Origin of the sequence: Streptomyces violascens (genome assembly GCF_014649955.1) — a bacterium.
GTDB classification, from domain to species: Bacteria; Actinomycetota; Actinomycetes; order Streptomycetales; family Streptomycetaceae; genus Streptomyces; species Streptomyces violascens.
Genome location: NZ_BMUA01000001.1, coordinates 560344 through 574810, shown reverse-complemented (window position 1 = coordinate 574810; position 14467 = coordinate 560344). Strand labels below are relative to the sequence as shown.

At 70.9% G+C, this 14467-nt stretch carries 16 protein-coding genes; 9 read left to right on the top strand and 7 right to left on the bottom strand.

Going from position 1 to position 14467, the window contains the following annotated elements; genetic code table 11:
• The first annotated feature begins 69 nt into the window (after positions 1–69).
• Positions 70–969: a JmjC domain-containing protein gene (locus IE206_RS02660; protein WP_189960206.1), complete on the top strand. Its 900-nt coding sequence runs from the start codon at positions 70–72 to the stop codon at positions 967–969.
• A 110-nt stretch (positions 970–1079) separates the two neighbouring features.
• Here the strand turns inward: IE206_RS02660 and IE206_RS43115 are convergent, their stop codons facing one another.
• On the bottom strand, positions 1080–1211 hold the full coding sequence (locus IE206_RS43115; protein ID WP_264197750.1) for a hypothetical protein: 132 nt from the start codon (positions 1209–1211) through the stop codon (positions 1080–1082).
• 204 nt (positions 1212–1415) lie between these two features.
• On the opposite strand from IE206_RS43115, the gene IE206_RS02655 reads away from it, so the two are divergent.
• On the top strand, positions 1416–4535 hold the full coding sequence (locus IE206_RS02655) for a lantibiotic dehydratase (RefSeq protein ID WP_189960205.1): 3120 nt from the start codon (positions 1416–1418) through the stop codon (positions 4533–4535).
• The gene (locus IE206_RS02650) at positions 4532–5800 is read left to right on the top strand and encodes a lanthionine synthetase C family protein (protein ID WP_189960203.1); all 1269 of its coding nucleotides are present in this window, start codon (positions 4532–4534) and stop codon (positions 5798–5800) included. Before IE206_RS02655 ends, IE206_RS02650 begins: the two co-directional genes overlap by 4 nt.
• Positions 5801–5912: 112 nt before the next feature.
• Here IE206_RS02650 and IE206_RS02645 read toward each other — a convergent pair whose 3' ends face one another.
• Together IE206_RS02645 and IE206_RS02640 are read right to left on the bottom strand one after the other, a co-directional pair.
• Positions 5913–6212 (bottom strand): hypothetical protein, encoded by a 300-nt coding sequence (locus tag IE206_RS02645; RefSeq protein WP_189960201.1) that lies wholly within the window; start codon positions 6210–6212, stop codon positions 5913–5915.
• A gap of 162 nt (positions 6213–6374) precedes the next feature.
• Entirely contained in the window at positions 6375–6566 is a 192-nt protein-coding gene (locus IE206_RS02640) for a chaplin (protein ID WP_189960760.1), read from the bottom strand.
• A gap of 332 nt (positions 6567–6898) precedes the next feature.
• On the opposite strand from IE206_RS02640, the gene IE206_RS02635 reads away from it, so the two are divergent.
• The 3 genes from IE206_RS02635 to IE206_RS02625 all read left to right on the top strand — a co-directional run bounded on the left by IE206_RS02635 (position 6899) and on the right by IE206_RS02625 (position 8438).
• Positions 6899–7534 carry a hypothetical protein gene (locus tag IE206_RS02635; protein ID WP_189960199.1) on the top strand — a complete coding sequence of 212 codons (636 nt, stop codon included), beginning with the start codon at positions 6899–6901 and terminating at the stop codon, positions 7532–7534.
• 224 nt (positions 7535–7758) lie between these two features.
• Positions 7759–8052, top strand: coding sequence for a hypothetical protein (locus tag IE206_RS02630; protein WP_189960197.1), 294 nt, complete (start codon positions 7759–7761; stop codon positions 8050–8052).
• 98 nt (positions 8053–8150) lie between these two features.
• The gene (locus tag IE206_RS02625) at positions 8151–8438 is read left to right on the top strand and encodes a hypothetical protein (protein WP_189960195.1); all 288 of its coding nucleotides are present in this window, start codon (positions 8151–8153) and stop codon (positions 8436–8438) included.
• A gap of 83 nt (positions 8439–8521) precedes the next feature.
• Here IE206_RS02625 and IE206_RS02620 read toward each other — a convergent pair whose 3' ends face one another.
• Complete coding sequence (locus IE206_RS02620) at positions 8522–9019, bottom strand: NUDIX hydrolase (protein WP_189960759.1); 498 nt, start codon at positions 9017–9019, stop codon at positions 8522–8524.
• A gap of 171 nt (positions 9020–9190) precedes the next feature.
• Between IE206_RS02620 and IE206_RS02615 the strand changes: the two genes are divergently transcribed.
• The 3 genes from IE206_RS02615 (at position 9191) to IE206_RS02605 (ending at position 12570) form a co-directional block, all read left to right on the top strand.
• Positions 9191–9562, top strand: a complete 372-nt coding sequence (locus IE206_RS02615; RefSeq protein ID WP_189960193.1) for a hypothetical protein — start codon at positions 9191–9193, stop codon at positions 9560–9562.
• A 345-nt stretch (positions 9563–9907) separates the two neighbouring features.
• Positions 9908–11383 carry a condensation domain-containing protein gene (locus tag IE206_RS02610; protein ID WP_189960191.1) on the top strand — a complete coding sequence of 492 codons (1476 nt, stop codon included), beginning with the start codon at positions 9908–9910 and terminating at the stop codon, positions 11381–11383.
• A gap of 197 nt (positions 11384–11580) precedes the next feature.
• A complete protein-coding gene (locus tag IE206_RS02605) occupies positions 11581–12570 on the top strand; it encodes an alpha/beta hydrolase (RefSeq protein WP_189960188.1) in 990 nt (329 codons plus the stop codon).
• A 55-nt stretch (positions 12571–12625) separates the two neighbouring features.
• Here IE206_RS02605 and IE206_RS02600 read toward each other — a convergent pair whose 3' ends face one another.
• The 3 genes from IE206_RS02600 to IE206_RS02590 all read right to left on the bottom strand — a co-directional run bounded on the left by IE206_RS02600 (position 12626) and on the right by IE206_RS02590 (position 14429).
• A complete protein-coding gene (locus tag IE206_RS02600) occupies positions 12626–13027 on the bottom strand; it encodes a hypothetical protein (RefSeq protein ID WP_189960187.1) in 402 nt (133 codons plus the stop codon).
• 90 nt (positions 13028–13117) lie between these two features.
• Entirely contained in the window at positions 13118–13507 is a 390-nt protein-coding gene (locus IE206_RS02595) for a nuclear transport factor 2 family protein (RefSeq protein WP_189960185.1), read from the bottom strand.
• Positions 13508–13769: 262 nt separating this feature from the next.
• On the bottom strand, positions 13770–14429 hold the full coding sequence (locus IE206_RS02590; protein WP_189960183.1) for a hypothetical protein: 660 nt from the start codon (positions 14427–14429) through the stop codon (positions 13770–13772).
• Between the last annotated feature and the right edge of the window lie 38 nt (positions 14430–14467).

Here is a 14467-nt window from a genome sequence, read left to right as displayed (position 1 = left end):
TCCCGGGGACGTCCCGTAGGTTCGGCTCCGGGCGGCGCACCGGACCGCCCGCGTACCTGGGGAGAGACCATGAGCTGGGGAGTGCTTGACCGGTTGGTGGGGGAGCCCGAGCTGTTCTTCGACCGGTGCCGCCGCGGCCGCCCACATGTGTTCACGCCGCCGAGTCTGCCCCAAGAGGCACCCCGGACACGGGAGTTGACCCAGGCGCTGAGCGGCGGCCTGATGCGCACGCCGTACGTCGAGATGGTGCGGGAGGGCGAGGTGGTACCGGCCTCGGAGTTCAGCACCGCCAGGGTCGTCGCCGGCCGGGCCGAGGAGGGCTTCGCCGACCCGGAACGGATCATGCGCCTGCTCGCCGAGGGGGCGACTCTGCTGCTGCCCCAACTCGACCAGTGGAACGCATCGGTGGGCGCCCTGACCGCCCTGCTCTCACAGGATCTGGGCCGCACCACGGAGGCGTTCTGCTTCGCCACCATGGCGGGCCGTCGCGGCCTCGACGTGCACCGGGACGACGCCGATGTACTCGTCGTCCAGCTCGCGGGCCGCAAGGAGTGGACGGTGTACGACGCCCCGGCCGACGGCCACTGGCACCCGGGCCCGGTGCCGCACCCGGACGAGCCCACCCTGCGTACCGTCATCGGCGCGGGCGACGTCCTGTACGTGCCGCGCGGCGCCCCGCACACCGCGACCGGCAACGAAGGCCTCTCCGTCCACCTCGCCCTCACCATCCGCGAAGCGACCACGAACCGCCTGCGCCAGACGCTCGCCGATCTCTTGACCGAGCCGGGCGAGGGCCTCGCGCTCCGACCTCTGACGGAACTACAACTCATGGACTCCGTGAGTGAGTTGATGGAGACGGCACGAAAGAGGCTGGACGCCGTCACCCCCGAGGAACTGCTCGCGCGGGCGCGGGGACCGCTGCCCTCGGCGCCGCGCGCCGCACCGGTCGACTGGCCGTCGGCGAATTGACCGGGGTCCGGGAACGCCGCGGCTGCGGAGAACCCTGTAGTTCTCCGCAGCCGCCACTGACACACTGTCAGTAAGAGACGCGGTGTCAGAAATAAATGCAGTGTCAGAAATCAGATGCAGTAAGGGCGGTGGCAGGACCCCTCGCAGGAGATGCTGATACCCGCGCTGTTCTGGGCCTCGCCCTCGGCCAGCACCTCGCGCACGTCGAGGTCGAACAGGTCCTGAGTCGTCTCGTTGGTCATGAGGAACTCCTCTCGTTCCGGCTGCGGATCTCGCAGCGAACGAATGGACGGTAGGCCGGGGACGACTGGCCGCGTCAATGACTGTGAACAAAAGGGAAAGGGGTTCTGCATCATCGGGCACGTTGCCTGCGCGACCTGGTCACAATTCCCCGAACCTCCGCTAGACAGGGGCGGATTACGGCATTCGTACGGCGAAGGGGAACTGTGGGCGGACAGCATGCGGCACGACAGGAAAGGCTGTTCACGGCCGCTGAACCGGTACTTCTGCGGGCCCCCGCCCGGCCCGTACCCGAGCATCCCGACACCCCGGCGGGCCCGGCGGAGGCCGATCTCGCGGCCTATGTCGCCGAGGCGGCGGCCGACCCGCTGTTCCGGGAGGCGATCGAGGTGTCCAGCCCCTCGCTGGCCCAGGTCCTGGCCCGGGACACGCCGCCGACAGGAGACGCGCTGCGCCGTGCGGCCACCGCCGTCGGCCGCTACCGGCTGCGCATGACGACCCGGCCGACCCCCTTCGGGCTGCTCGCCGGGGTCGCGCTCGCCCGGTTCGGCGACAGCGCCTCGGCCCGCTGGGGCGACCGGCACCGCATCGCCGTTCGCCCCGACCTCGGCTGGCTCGCCTCGGTCGTGGACCACCTGCACCAGGACCCCGCCGTCCTGCCCGGCCTGGTTCTCGTCGCCGACCAGCAGCACGTCGTCCGCGGCTCGCGCGTGACACTGCCGTACGTTCCCACGAGCTCGGGCGACGTCAGGCGGGAGGTGAGCCTGCGTCATACACCGGCAGTGGCAGAGGCGTTGAAGCAGTCGGCGGAGCCCGTCCCCTTCCCCGAGCTGATCCGTCGGGTGCGTGCCGCCTTCCCGGCCGCACCGGCCGAGGCCGTGACCCAACTCGTCCACACCCTCGTGCTGCGGGGCTTCCTGTACACCGACCTGATGCCGCCCCCGGACGCCGGTGATCCGCTCGGCCACGTCACCGCACGCCTGCCGGATGACCTGCCGCTGCGGGCCGAACTCGACTCCGTACGAGGTGACTTGCGGGAGCGTGAGGAACGGGATGCGGGCGGAGAGAGGCTGAAGGCTCTGCGCTCGGTGCGGGAGCGCATGACCGGCGTGTGCCCCGCCGACCACGTCCTCCAGGTGGATCTCGTGCTGGATGCGGACGTGGTGCTGCCGCCGGAGGTGCGCGAGGAGTTCGAGCGGGCGGCGACCGTGCTGTGGCGCCTCTCGCCGCCGCGTACCGCGCCCGCGCATCTGCGCGCCTACCACCGGGCTTTCGTGGAGCGCTACGGCACCGAACGCGCGGTGCCTGTCGCCGAACTGCTCGATGTGGAAACGGGGTTGGGGCCGCCCGAGGGGTACGAGTACCCGAGGGGTGGCGCGGCCCTCGCCCCCTGGGACGGGTCCGCGCAGGACGACGCGGGGCGCGGCAGGCTGCTCGCCGAGCTGGCGGCCGGGGCCCTCGCCGACCGCGAGCCCGGGCGGCCGATGCCCGAAGTGGTGCTGGACGATGCGCTGCTCGACCGGCTCGCCGGACCGGGCCCGTCGCCGGATGCGGACGGCGCTGGTGCGGCCCACCGTGTTCCCGGCTCGTTCGAGCTGTACGGCGAACTCGTGGGCCAGGGGGATGAGTTGAGGGTGGTGCTGTCCCCGGTCGTGGGCAGCGATGTGGCCGGAGCGACGTTCGGCCGGTTCGCCGGGCTGCTCGGCGGGGCCGGGCTCATGTCGGAGGTGGCCGGGAGCGGGGGCGGCGGACCCGTACCGGTGCATCTGGAGTTCAGCCCGGCGCGGCCCCGGTACGCCAACATCACGCGCACCCCGCGCTGGCTCGACCACCGCGTCGTCGTCAGTGCGTTCCCGGACGCGGACGGCCCTGAAGTCCTGCCGCTGGACGACCTGTTGGTCACCGCCGACCTGGAACGGCTGACCGTGCACTCCCGCCGTCTCGGCCGGCCGGTCGAGGTCAGGGCCCATCACGTGCTCAACCAGCGCACCGGCGCGCCGAACGCCGCCCGCTTCCTCCACGAGGTGTCGCTGACCGGGCACCGGCCCTGGCAGCCCTGGGACTGGGGCGCGGCCAACGCACTGCCCGCGCTGCCCCGGGTGCGGTGCGGGCGCACGGTCCTGGCGCCCGCGACGTGGCGGCTGGGTGTACCGACGGACGACTTCGACCAGTGGTGCGCCGGGCTGGCGAGCTGGCGGCGGCGATGGAGTGTGCCGGACCGGGTCCGGCTCGTCACCGGGGACCAGCGCATCAGCCTCGACCTCGAACTCCCCTGGCATCAAAGGCTGTTGTACGCGCATGCGCGCAGCGCCGAGCACGCGATCCTCCAGGAGGAGCCGGCCGCCGGAGCGGACGGCCGACTGCGCGGGCCCGACGGGTCCCGCACCGCCGAACTCGTCGTCGCCCTGCATGCCGCCCGACAGCAGGACAGCCGACGCCCCGTTCCGCTGCCGAAGCCCCTTCACCGGCCGGAGGGGCGGGCCGTTTTGCCCGGCGGCAACTGGCTCTACGCCCGCCTGGACGCGGCAGAGATCCGCCACGACACCCTCCTTGAAGAGCATCTGCCCCAGCTGCTCGCCGTACTCCCCGGCTATGTGGACCGCTGGTTCTTCATCCGCTACCGCGACCCCGCGCCCCACCTCAGGATCCGCTTCCACGGCCACGAACCCGGGCCGGTCGCGGCGCTGCTGCCGCTCGTCCGCGACTGGGCGGCCGACCTGTGCCGGGCGAACCTCGCGGCCGGGCTGCGCCTGGAGACGTACGACCCGGAACTGGAGCGGTACGGCGGCCCCGAGGCGATGGCCGCCGCCGAGCGCGTCTTCGAGGCGGACAGCCACGCGGCGCTCGCCGGCATCGGAGCGCTGCGCGGGCGCAGCGGCCCCGAACGCGACCTGCTCGCCGCCGTCAACGCGGCCGACCTGGCACGGCACGTCCTCGACGGCGTCGGCGGACCTCCGCCCGGCGTCTGGTTCCCGGCCGCCTTCGCCAAGTCCGAACGCGACCACCGCGCCTTCCGCGACCACCGCGCCCTTGTCCTGCGCGCGATCGGCCCGGACGGCCCCGCACTGGACGCGGCCGACCCCGCCCTGCGGCAGGCGTGGAAGGAGCGCGCCGCGCGCCTCGCCGAGTACGGTCGCCTCCTCGCCGAGTTGTACGCGCGTGACCCGGAACGACGCCCGCCCGCCTCCGTCACCGCCAGCCTGATCCACATGAGCCACAACCGGCTCATCGGCATCGACCCCGAAGCGGAACGCCGCGCCCACGCCCTGGCCAGGGGCGCCTTCGAAGCGCACAGCGCCCGAGCCCGAGCCCAGGAGTCCAGGTGAGAGAAGGTCTCTCCAAGGAGCGCGCCCGCGAGGTCCTCGACTCCCTGGCCGCCCGGCTCCGTGCGCCGGAGGTGCTCAAGGCGGCCCGGGTCGACTCGCTCGCGGTCGGGCACCCGGGCATCGCCCTGCTCTTCACCACGCTGGCGGCGGACGGCGACGCCGAGGCCCGCTCGGTCGCCCACGCCCACCTCGCCGCCGCGATCCGGCCGGCGGGCGGACTGCGCGCCTCCGGGCTGTTCGGCGGGACGGCGGCCGTCGCCTTCGCTGCCCGCGTCGCCGCGACCGGCCCCGACGCGTACCGCTCGCTCCTCGACACCGTCACCCCGCGTGTAGCCGAAGCGGCGATGGAGCGGGCGCGCGCCCTGCGTGCGGGACGGGCCGCGGGCACCGGCACGCCGTCACACCTGTACGACGCCGTGTCCGGCGCATCGGGCCTGGCGCGGCTGCTCCTTGCCCTCGACCCGCACGGCCCCGCGCTGCGCGAGTGCCTGGAGGCCCTGGTCGAGCTCGCCGAACCCGCCGTGACCCGGTACGGAACCCTGCCCGGCTGGTGGACGGCGGACGGCCCCGGGGCCCAGGGGCCGAACCCGGATTTCCTGCGCGGCCATCTCAACCTGGGCCTGGCGCACGGGATCCCGGGCCCGCTCGCCGTCCTTGCCCTCGCGCATGAGCAGGGTGTGCGCGTGCGGGGCCACGCGGAGGCGATCGGCCGCCTCGCCGGGTGGCTGGCGGGGCGGGTACACGAGGACGGGTGCGGACCGTACTGGCCGCTGACCGTACGTGCCGAGGACGAACTCAGCGGCGAGAGGCCCCCGAACCCGCCGACCCGGGCCGCCTGGTGCTACGGAACCCCGGGGGTGGCCCGCGCCCTGTTCCTGGCGGGACGCGCGCTGGAGGAGAAGGGGTGGCAGGAGCTGGCCGGGCGTTCGATACGCGCGGTGCTGGCGCGGCCCGTCGACACGCGGGCACTGGAGGGCCCGGGCCTGTGCCACGGCACCGGCGGGCTGCTGCAGATCGCGGCGCGGATGGCGTACGAGATGGACGACGCGACGCTGTCCGCTCAACTGCCCTCGCTGGCCCGGCAGTTGGCCGAAGGGATGAGAGAGGTGGACGGCCTCGGTTTTCTTGAAGGGGAGGCGGGGGCGGCGCTTGCACTCCATACGTATGTGGAGGGCAGCCGGTCGACGAAGGGTGGCCCGTCGCGTCCCTCGCACCCTTCGGATCCCCAACTCCTCGCCTGGGATGCGGCGTTGCTCCTCGCGTAGCGGGCGGCGGATGGCCGGTGGGAGTCTGGGGGAGGTGCCCAGACCCTGACAGCGGGGGTGCTGCCAGGGCAAACCGATTGTGACCTGCGAGAAGGGCGCTAGCCCAGGGCGCTCAGTGGTCGTCCCAGTGGCCGTCGTGGCCGGCATGGCGGTGGCCGTCGTGGATGTAGTCGACATGGTCGCCGTGCGGTACGGCTACGTGTCCGCAGCCCACATCGTGGCGGTGACTGTGGTTCTCGTGCACGGTGTGTGCGGCCGGCTCGCACTCGTCGGTGTGGCCGTCGTGGTCCCGGTGGAGATGTCCGTCGTGCACATAGTCGACATGGTCGGTATGCGGCACGGACACATGGCCGCAGCCGGTGCCGTGCTCATGGGTGTGCTCGGCGTGCTCGGTGTGGGTGGCAGTCGACATGACGTGGCAATCCTTTTCGCTCTGATCTTCGCTGTCCCCCCGCGAGGGCGAGTCTGCTCCGGGCGGGGCAGGGATGCACGTCTGACGCGGGTCGGGCGAACGATTCGCCCCGGAAGCCGCTCGTGCGGTTCCGGGGCGAAGTCGCTGGGCGGGGCCGGTAGATCAGTTGTTCGTGCAGGTGTTGCCAGAAGCCGGGTTGAGCAGCCCGATGACGTTGACGCTGTTGCCACACACGTTGACCGGGATGTGGATGGGAACCAGGATGTTGTCGCCGGACAGGATGCCGGGGGAGTCGCCAGTAGTCTGCGAGACTGGCGGCGGGTCGTTGGCGGCAGCGGCGCCGGCCGTGCCCATCACGGCGCTGGCGGCCAGGGCGGTTGCTGTGAGTGCGATACGAATACGCACGTTTCCTCCTACAGGTGAGGGAGTACTCTCCCGCCAGCCTCTCCGTGCCGGGGCCTGCGGGAAAGCCGCGTGGTCCGATCGGGTGAATGCTGGGATCCCAGGGCATGGACCCGTGAGTGCTCCGCCCCGAGACCCGTGGCGGCTCGACCCACCTGTGCCACGGCGCCCGGCCGTACCGCGGGACGCACACCGCAGGCCGCGTTTATCCGGCCGCGTCGCGCCTACTCGCACAGGGACAGCCCGGAGTGCGGGGCCGTTCACCGACGGGAAGGCAGCAGCCCATGTCCAGTGGTGTCGTCATCATCCTGACAGCGGTCGCGGTGATCGTTGTCGTGGCGGTGGTTCTCGGCATGTTCGTCGTACGCCGGGGCGGCCATGGCCTGCGCCGGCGCTTCGGGCCCGAGTACGAGCGGACCGTGGCCGAGCACAACGGCGATGTGAAGGCCGCAGAGAAGGACCTGGACGAGCGGGTCCGCCGGTACGGCAACCTGAAGGTTCTGCCTCCGACGGCCGAGGTGCGCGGCCGGTACTCCGCCGAATGGGCGCGAGTCCAGGAGGAGTTCGTCGACTCGCCGACGCGCGCGGTCGCCGACGCCGAGGCGCTGCTCGGCCGCCTCGCGCAGGAGCGCGGCTTCCCGGACGGCTCGTCCGAGGAGCAGCTGGCCGCCCTCTCCGTGCACCACCCCCAGCACCTCGACGGCTACCGCCGCATCCGGGGCGTGGCCGAGGGCGCCGACGGGCGGCGCGCCAGTACGGAAGAGCTGCGCGAGACCCTCGTACAGGCCCATGAGTTCTTCGTGGTGCTGTCCGGGGAACGCCGCGGGCAAAAAGCCGGAGGCCCGGCGGGCCGCAGTGGCCGGCACGCATCCCGGGGTGGCATGCGACACCACGACATCGCCCGAGGGAGCCAGTCATGAGCCAGGCCGAGGGGCCCCGCCCCGAGCAGTCGGTGCCAGAGCACTCCGGATCCGATCGGTCCGGACCCGGTCAGTCCGGCTCCGATCGGTCTGTGCCTGATCAGTCCGTGCCCGATCAGTCCGTGCCCGATCAGTCCGTGCCTGCTCGGTCCGTGGCCGATCGGCCCGAGTCTGAGCAGCGCGGTTCTCGGCAGCGTGGCTCTGAGCAGGCGGTACGGGAGGCCGTGCCCCGTGTTTCCGCGGAAGCCGGCGCCGTGTTGCCGTCGGAGCAGCGGGACAAGCTCCAGCTCAGGATCCAGCATGCGGTCGGCGGCTTCGTCGACGAGCCCCGTTCGGCGGTCGAGGAGGCTGCCTCTGCGGTCGACGCGCTGGCCGAGCAGATCGTGGAAACCCTCGGCCGGCGTCGTGGCACCCTGCGGGCGTCCTGGCAGGACGCGTCCGGCGGCGCGGCCACAGAGGACCTGCGCTTGGCCCTGCGCGAGTACCGCCGGCTCGCGGAGCGCCTGCTGAGCCTGTGATTCCCGAAGCACTCCCGGTCCCCGCCGGCGCACGAAACGGTGATACGCGCGTCGGCGGGCTGTCCGGTCAACCCACCTGCAGAAACAAGGAGTTGGACATGTCCAGGCGCTATGGCGGTAATCCCGCGGCGACCGGCATCCTCATCATCGCGGACATCACGGCACTGATACTGATCCTCTGGATCGCCTTCTTCCTGGTCAACGCCAACACGGCGAACGACGTCGTCTCATGGGTCCGGAACGCGGCTGACTGGCTCTCGGGCTGGTCGCGCGACATGTTCAACATCAAGTCCGACACGTGGCGCACGGTGGTCAACTACGGTCTGCCCGCCGCGGTCTACCTGCTGATCGGCCACGCGGTGGCAGGCCGGGTCAACCGTTCCTGACTGACTGACTGACTGACTGACTGTCTGACGGGCCGGCGGAACGACGCAAAAAGGGCGGCCCGACTCCTGGCCCAAACCCGTGGCTAGCCCATGCCCATGGCGAGATAGCGGTCGTAGGCGTCCCGGCTGTCCGAGACGAAGGTCCAGTCCGTCATCGCCGTCCTCAATTCGTCGCCGGTCAGCCAGCCGTGCCAGGCGACTTCGGACGCGTCCGGTGCGACGTCCTCCTCTTCCACGACGGTCTCGTACACCGAGAACCAGTAGGGGCTGAGCTCGCCGTCGCACAGGAACTTGAACAGTGGACGCACCTCGGCCTCCACGCCAAGCTCCTCCCGGAGCTCGCGGCGCGCTGCGTCCTCGTAGGGCTCGCCCACGCCCACGGCTCCGGCCACCAGCCAGCTGTACTCGCCCGGGAACCGCGAACTGTTCTCGGGGCGCCGGTGCACCAGATAGCGGCCGCTCTCATCGCGGCACAGCACCATGGCCATCCGGTACAGCCACCCCTGCCGTACGGCCTCGCCCCGCTCGGCCACGCCGATGACGCGGTCCTGCTCGTCCACACGCTCCACCCGTTCACCCATGGGTAGATCCTCCATGATCGGCTCCCAGCCGCATGGGGCACCCCCACATGTGGAGGCCGGTGGTGCTCACTCTTTCGGCCGGGCCGGGCTGGCTCTCAGGCGGAGGGTGTCGAAGAGTGGATCAGTGCATCGGGGGGCATCTGTGCCGTCGACCTGTTTGAGGAGCGCTTCATGCGCCGTTGTACCACCGTCGCCGCGATCACCCTGTGCGGCGTTCTCGCCGTGAGTTCCGCAGCCCCCGCTTTCGCCGCCGCCCACGCCCCTGTTGTGTCGACTCCGGGTGCGGCGCGCGAATCGATGGACCGCCGACCCGCCGACGATCCCAAGGACGACATAAAGACCGAGCTGGCGGAGATGAAGAAGGAGCTCGATCAGCTCGTCGCGGACGCGAAGAAGGACGCGACGGATGACGCGGCGGATACGAAGAACGAAGCCGCGACGGACGCCGCCGATGCCAAGAAGGAGGCGGCGGAACTACTGAAGGGCATCGCCTCCCTGGTCAAGCGCGCCGTGCAGCAGGCCAAGTCGTCGTCCGGGGCGTGATGGCGCGCGAGTGGGCGCATGCGACTCGATGGGGTGGTTCTGCGTGCCCGGGGGCGCTCGTCGCCCGTTGGTCACCGCATGACCGTATTTCCTGAGCTGCGGTGCGCGGCCCCCGCTGCCCGTCCTGGGGCGTTGCGAACGGGCCCGCTGGCCCCGGGTGTTGGGGCGGACGTACACAACCTGGTCCCGGACCGTGAGGCGGACGTACACACGTGGATGCCACTCAACTCCGTCGAGCTGAGGTGTCCCATAAGGGAGTTGGCCAAGTGGGCTCGGCTGGGGCCTCAGGCTCCTTCGGCCTGCTGCCCGCCCGTGTTCCCCGACAGCGTGTGAATGGAAGACTGCGTGCGAATTACCGACATTCACGGCTGCGAAGTCCGTCCCGGACGGCTCGTCGAGTGGAGTCTGGACCCCGACATGGTCGAGGTGGCGACCAGCCAGCCCGATGACGCCCGGCCTCCCGCCTATGTGCAGGAATCACATATCCGCACGGCCCGGTCGGTGCGCCGGGACGGCCTGTTCGTGCCGACCTGGCTGGGGGCCGCGTTCGACATCCCGGGACCCGTCGACCTCGACGTCCTCGAAGAGGCACTGCGGGCCTGGACGCTCCGGCACGAAACGCTGCGCAGCGGCTTCCGCTGGGTCGGCGACGAGATGCGCAGGTTCACCGCGGCGCCCGACGTCGTGGCACTCCGGCGGGAGGTCGTGGGTGACTTCCGCGACGGAGAAGAGCTGAGTCACCACCTCCAGGACCGCTTCGATGTGGCGGCGGACGCGCTGGGCTGGCCGAACTTCCTGTACACGGCGGTGGTCAGGGACGAGTCGACCAGCGTCTACATGGCTTTCGACCACAGCAACGTCGACGCGTACTCGATCCAGCGCATCCCCTCCGAGGTCCACGAGCTCTACGCGGCGCGGGCCGAAGGGCGCGGCCAGGAGACGGCCCCGGCCGGCAGCTATGTCGACTTCTGCGAGATCGAGCGGGCCAGCGCGGACCAGGTCGACGACACCCATGCGATCATCGCGCGCTGGCGGGAGTTCATCGGTCGCTGCGACGGCAGGCTGCCCGCCTTCCCGGTGGACCTCGGCCTCGAACCGGGCGGCAGGCTGCCCGAGCAGAAGCTCCTGTACGAGATGCTCGTGGACGACGCGGACGCCGCGGCCTTCTCGGCGTACTGCCGGCCGTTCGGCGGCGGGCAGGTCGGCATTCTGGCGGCCACCGGCCTCATCGTCCACGACATCGGCGGCGAACCCGTCTACCGCACCGTGGTGCCGCTCCACACCCGGGCGAAGTCGCGGTGGGCGGACTCCGTGGGGTGGTACGTCGGCGGTGCGCCGATCGAGATTCCGGTCGCGCAGGCGCTGGGCTTCGACGACGCGCTGACGATGGTCCATGCCGCGCTGCGGGCCAACAAGTCCCTGGCCCACCTGCCGATCGCCCGCGTGCTCCGACTGCTCGGCTCGGACTTCCGGCCCACGTCCCCCGACCTCTACTCGATCGTGTCGTTCGTCGACGCCCGGGACATCCCGGGGGCTCGCCAATGGGACGAGCAGAAGGCGTACGCCATGCTCCGGGTGTCCTACGGCGACCAGGTGTGTGCGTGGTTCACCCGCCTGCACGGCGGCCTCCAACTGGCCATCCGCTACCCGGACTCGGCGATCGCACACAAGAACATTCATCGCTATGTGGAACAACTCCGTGAACTCATCACCTCGGTCGCCCGCAACGCTCCGACGCGGCCCGCACCCCCGAGGCCGCGAGGCGAGCACGCGCTTCCGACACCCAGGCTGAGCAGCCAGGCAACCCGCCTGTCGCTCTGAGCCCCGCGAGAGCTTCGACGGCGCATCCACCTGCGGCAAGGCGCTCCATTGGTTCAGCCCACACGTGGTGAACCCACATGTGGGCCGGGAGCGCCTCTCGCGCAAGGTGGGGTGCGGCTGGTAAACCGTTGGAGCCGTCGGTCGCCGGACGGCTCGGTGCTTCCACGAGAGCCTGGGGCTCTCACAAAGGGGTCGGGATGCGTCGCGTACCGGTCATCACAGTTGTCGTCACGGTTCTGCTCGCCCTGCTGGCCAGCGCCTTCACGGTGGGGACGGGCACCGCGCAGGAACGGTCCGTACGTGCCGACGACGGAGCGCGGGTCGTCGCCGAGCAGCGCGTCGGGCCCCGCCAACTGGATCTCACCATCGACTCCCCGGCCCTGGGCGCGACCGCCCACGTGCGGCTGCTCACCCCGGACGGCTGGTCGCCCGGGAGACACGGCTGGCCGGCGCTGTGGCTGCTGCACGGCTGCTGCGGGGGCTACGCCGACTGGACGAAGTACACCGATGTGGTCCAAGTCCCCGAACTCCAGCGGGTGTTGGTCGTGATGCCGGAAGCCGGCGCCGCGGGCTGGTACAGCAACTGGTGGAACTACGGCAAGGGCGGTGCGCCCCGCTGGGAGACCTTCCACCTCACCGAGGTCAGGCAGATCCTCGAACGCGGCTACGGCGCGGGCAGCCGGCGCGTGGCCGCGGGCCTGTCGATGGGGGGCTTGGGCGCCCTGTTGTACGCCGCCCGCCACCCGGGGTTCTTCCGGGCCGTCGCGTCGTACAGCGGCACCGTGCACCCGCTGCTCCAGGTGCCCGGCGGATTCGGTCCCGACTGGTTCCTGAACCTCGACCGGCAGCTGGGCGTCGACCCGTACGCGATCTGGGGTGATCCGGTACGCCAGCGGGCAGTGTGGGCCGAGCACGACCCCACGCTCCGGGCGAACTCACTGCGCGGGCTGCCCATCTTCCTGTCGTGCGGGAACGGCAAGCCCGGCGGACCGTACGATCCGCCGGGGACCAAGGACTCGAACGAGGCCTACTTCGAGCAGCAGAACCGGGCCCTCGCCGACCGGCTGCGCGCCCTCGGCAGCCCGGCCGTCACCGACTTCTACGGACCCGGCATCCATGAATGGCCGTACTGGCAGAGGGAGTTGCACCGCTCGCTGCCGATGCTGCTGGCCGCGCTGGGCGCCTGACGCCGACACATAGACGGACTTCAAATGGTGTGGCCCAAGACCATGTGGTGGCGGCCTACCAGAAGAACCAGCCCGGTGTGGCGACGTAGTCCTGCGGGGTGTAGTCGCACGCACCTTCCGTGAACGGTGTGGCCGACAACTGCGTGGCCAGCGCCTCCCCATGGGCGTCGACCCCGTCCGCGGCGACGAGGAGGGCGACCACGACGACGAGCCACACAACGGGAAGCGCGGGCCGGTGGGACTCCTTCGACTGCATCATGATCGCCCCGACCAGAGCAGCCACCGCCGCTGCCACCACCAGTGCGAGGGCCGTGAGCGTCAGATGGTCGAGGGTGGATGAGGCATGACACAGGAGGTACCGGTGCCCGGAGGTGAACCCCGGGACACGTTCGGCGAGGGCGGCGGCACACAGCACCCACCCGATCGCCACCACGTGCCCGGCATTCAACTTCCTCATGAGGCCCGGTGGTTCAGTGCTGACGTTCATGATTCCCCGAGGACGTCCGCGCCAAGTCGATGTGTGCGTACTCTCTGGTTCGCGTACGGTCTAGTTGAAGAAGGCGCTCATGCCGTCCACGTCGGACAGGTAGCTGTCGATCGCGGCGACCCTGCCGCCGCGGATGGTGAGTACGGTCGCCAGGTACTCGTCGAGCTTGCGGCCGTCGGGCGTCTCCGCCGTGTTGTGCAGGGACAGGGTGACGCCGTTCTCGCCGGTCAGGATGTGGAGCAGCTCGGTGTCGAGGCCCCGGCCGACGATCTCCTGGAGCCGGTTGACGGCCGCGTCGACGCCGTGGATCGTGCCGGAGATGGTACCCGTGCCGGGCATGCTCCAGGCCAGGTCGGGGGCCAGGACCGTGCGCATGGCTTCCCAGTCGTGCGCGCCGAAAGCGCCAAGGAATCGTTCGGCCACCGTCACGTCTGCTCTGTTGCTCGCCATGTCGTCGCACACTCCTGGGTCTTGGGCCGCCGGACCCAGGTGATCGTCCGGCAGCCGCGGGCATTGTTTCGCCTCGACGATAGAGGGTCCGACCTGCGGCCGTGCCCCCGGAGGCTGGTGCGCTCGCTACCGGGATGCCTCACCGCAGGCAGAGGCAGAGGCAGGGGACGGCCAGGGCGATCGCCGCGCAGACGAGCGGGCCGAGACGGCCGCCTCGTCCGCGCGGGCGGTCCTGGTTCCCCAGAACGCAGTCACCGGACGGTCACTGCTTCGCGGTGCAGATCACGTCGTAGGGGCGGCCGATCGCCATGGTCAACCGCATCGGCTCGGTAGTGCCCGTCGGGCACTGTGCGGTCTCCTTCGTGAGGTCGAGCACCTTGTACGTGTCCGAACCCCCGGAGGCACAGGGGACTTCCTTCGCCGTGGACGTGACGCAGTCACCCTTGACGAGCTGGCCGCCGCCGGCGCCCGCGTCCCCGGGGTGGTCGGCGGAGATGTTGCGTCCGCACACCGTCTTGGAGGGGATGCCGCCGCCCTTGCTCTTGGAAGAGCCGTAACTGACGCTCACCTGGATGATCAGATCCGTACCGGCCGGGCACTGGATGGAGTCCGGCATGAAGCTGGCCGGCTGGATGTCGAGGGCCTTGAAGGTCGCGCCCGCATCGCCGCAGCCGAACGCCTTGTAGCCGTTCGGCTTGTCATCGGGGTCGGGGCCGCCACAGTCACCCACCTTCCACTCACCGCTGTCGTGGGAGCCGGACGAGGACGACGAGGACGACGAGGACTTTTTGTGGTCGTCCCCGAAGAGCTTGGACGCGCCGAACCCGAGGCCCAGGATCACCACGAGAACCACCAGGGCGGGGAGACATCCCCCATTCCTGCGGCGCTGGTTGGGCGGGAGCGTGCTGCCCGGGTCGACCATGGTATTTCCCCTCCTGGGACTGGCGGATGACGTGATCA

What these genes read in the sequence shown, in the direction of transcription:
- IE206_RS02660 (WP_189960206.1), top strand. Translation starts at nt 70, where the DNA reads ATGAGCTGGGGAGTGCTTGACCGGTTGGTGGGGGAGCCCGAGCTGTTC.
- IE206_RS43115 (WP_264197750.1), bottom strand. Translation starts at nt 1,211, where the DNA reads ATGACCAACGAGACGACTCAGGACCTGTTCGACCTCGACGTGCGCGAG.
- IE206_RS02645 (WP_189960201.1), bottom strand. Translation starts at nt 6,212, where the DNA reads ATGTCGACTGCCACCCACACCGAGCACGCCGAGCACACCCATGAGCAC.
- IE206_RS02640 (WP_189960760.1), bottom strand. Translation starts at nt 6,566, where the DNA reads ATGGGCACGGCCGGCGCCGCTGCCGCCAACGACCCGCCGCCAGTCTCG.
- IE206_RS02635 (WP_189960199.1), top strand. Translation starts at nt 6,899, where the DNA reads ATGTCCAGTGGTGTCGTCATCATCCTGACAGCGGTCGCGGTGATCGTT.
- IE206_RS02625 (WP_189960195.1), top strand. Translation starts at nt 8,151, where the DNA reads ATGTCCAGGCGCTATGGCGGTAATCCCGCGGCGACCGGCATCCTCATC.
- IE206_RS02620 (WP_189960759.1), bottom strand. Translation starts at nt 9,019, where the DNA reads ATGGGTGAACGGGTGGAGCGTGTGGACGAGCAGGACCGCGTCATCGGC.
- IE206_RS02615 (WP_189960193.1), top strand. Translation starts at nt 9,191, where the DNA reads ATGCGCCGTTGTACCACCGTCGCCGCGATCACCCTGTGCGGCGTTCTC.
- IE206_RS02605 (WP_189960188.1), top strand. Translation starts at nt 11,581, where the DNA reads ATGCGTCGCGTACCGGTCATCACAGTTGTCGTCACGGTTCTGCTCGCC.
- IE206_RS02600 (WP_189960187.1), bottom strand. Translation starts at nt 13,027, where the DNA reads ATGAGGAAGTTGAATGCCGGGCACGTGGTGGCGATCGGGTGGGTGCTG.
- IE206_RS02595 (WP_189960185.1), bottom strand. Translation starts at nt 13,507, where the DNA reads ATGGCGAGCAACAGAGCAGACGTGACGGTGGCCGAACGATTCCTTGGC.
- IE206_RS02590 (WP_189960183.1), bottom strand. Translation starts at nt 14,429, where the DNA reads ATGGTCGACCCGGGCAGCACGCTCCCGCCCAACCAGCGCCGCAGGAAT.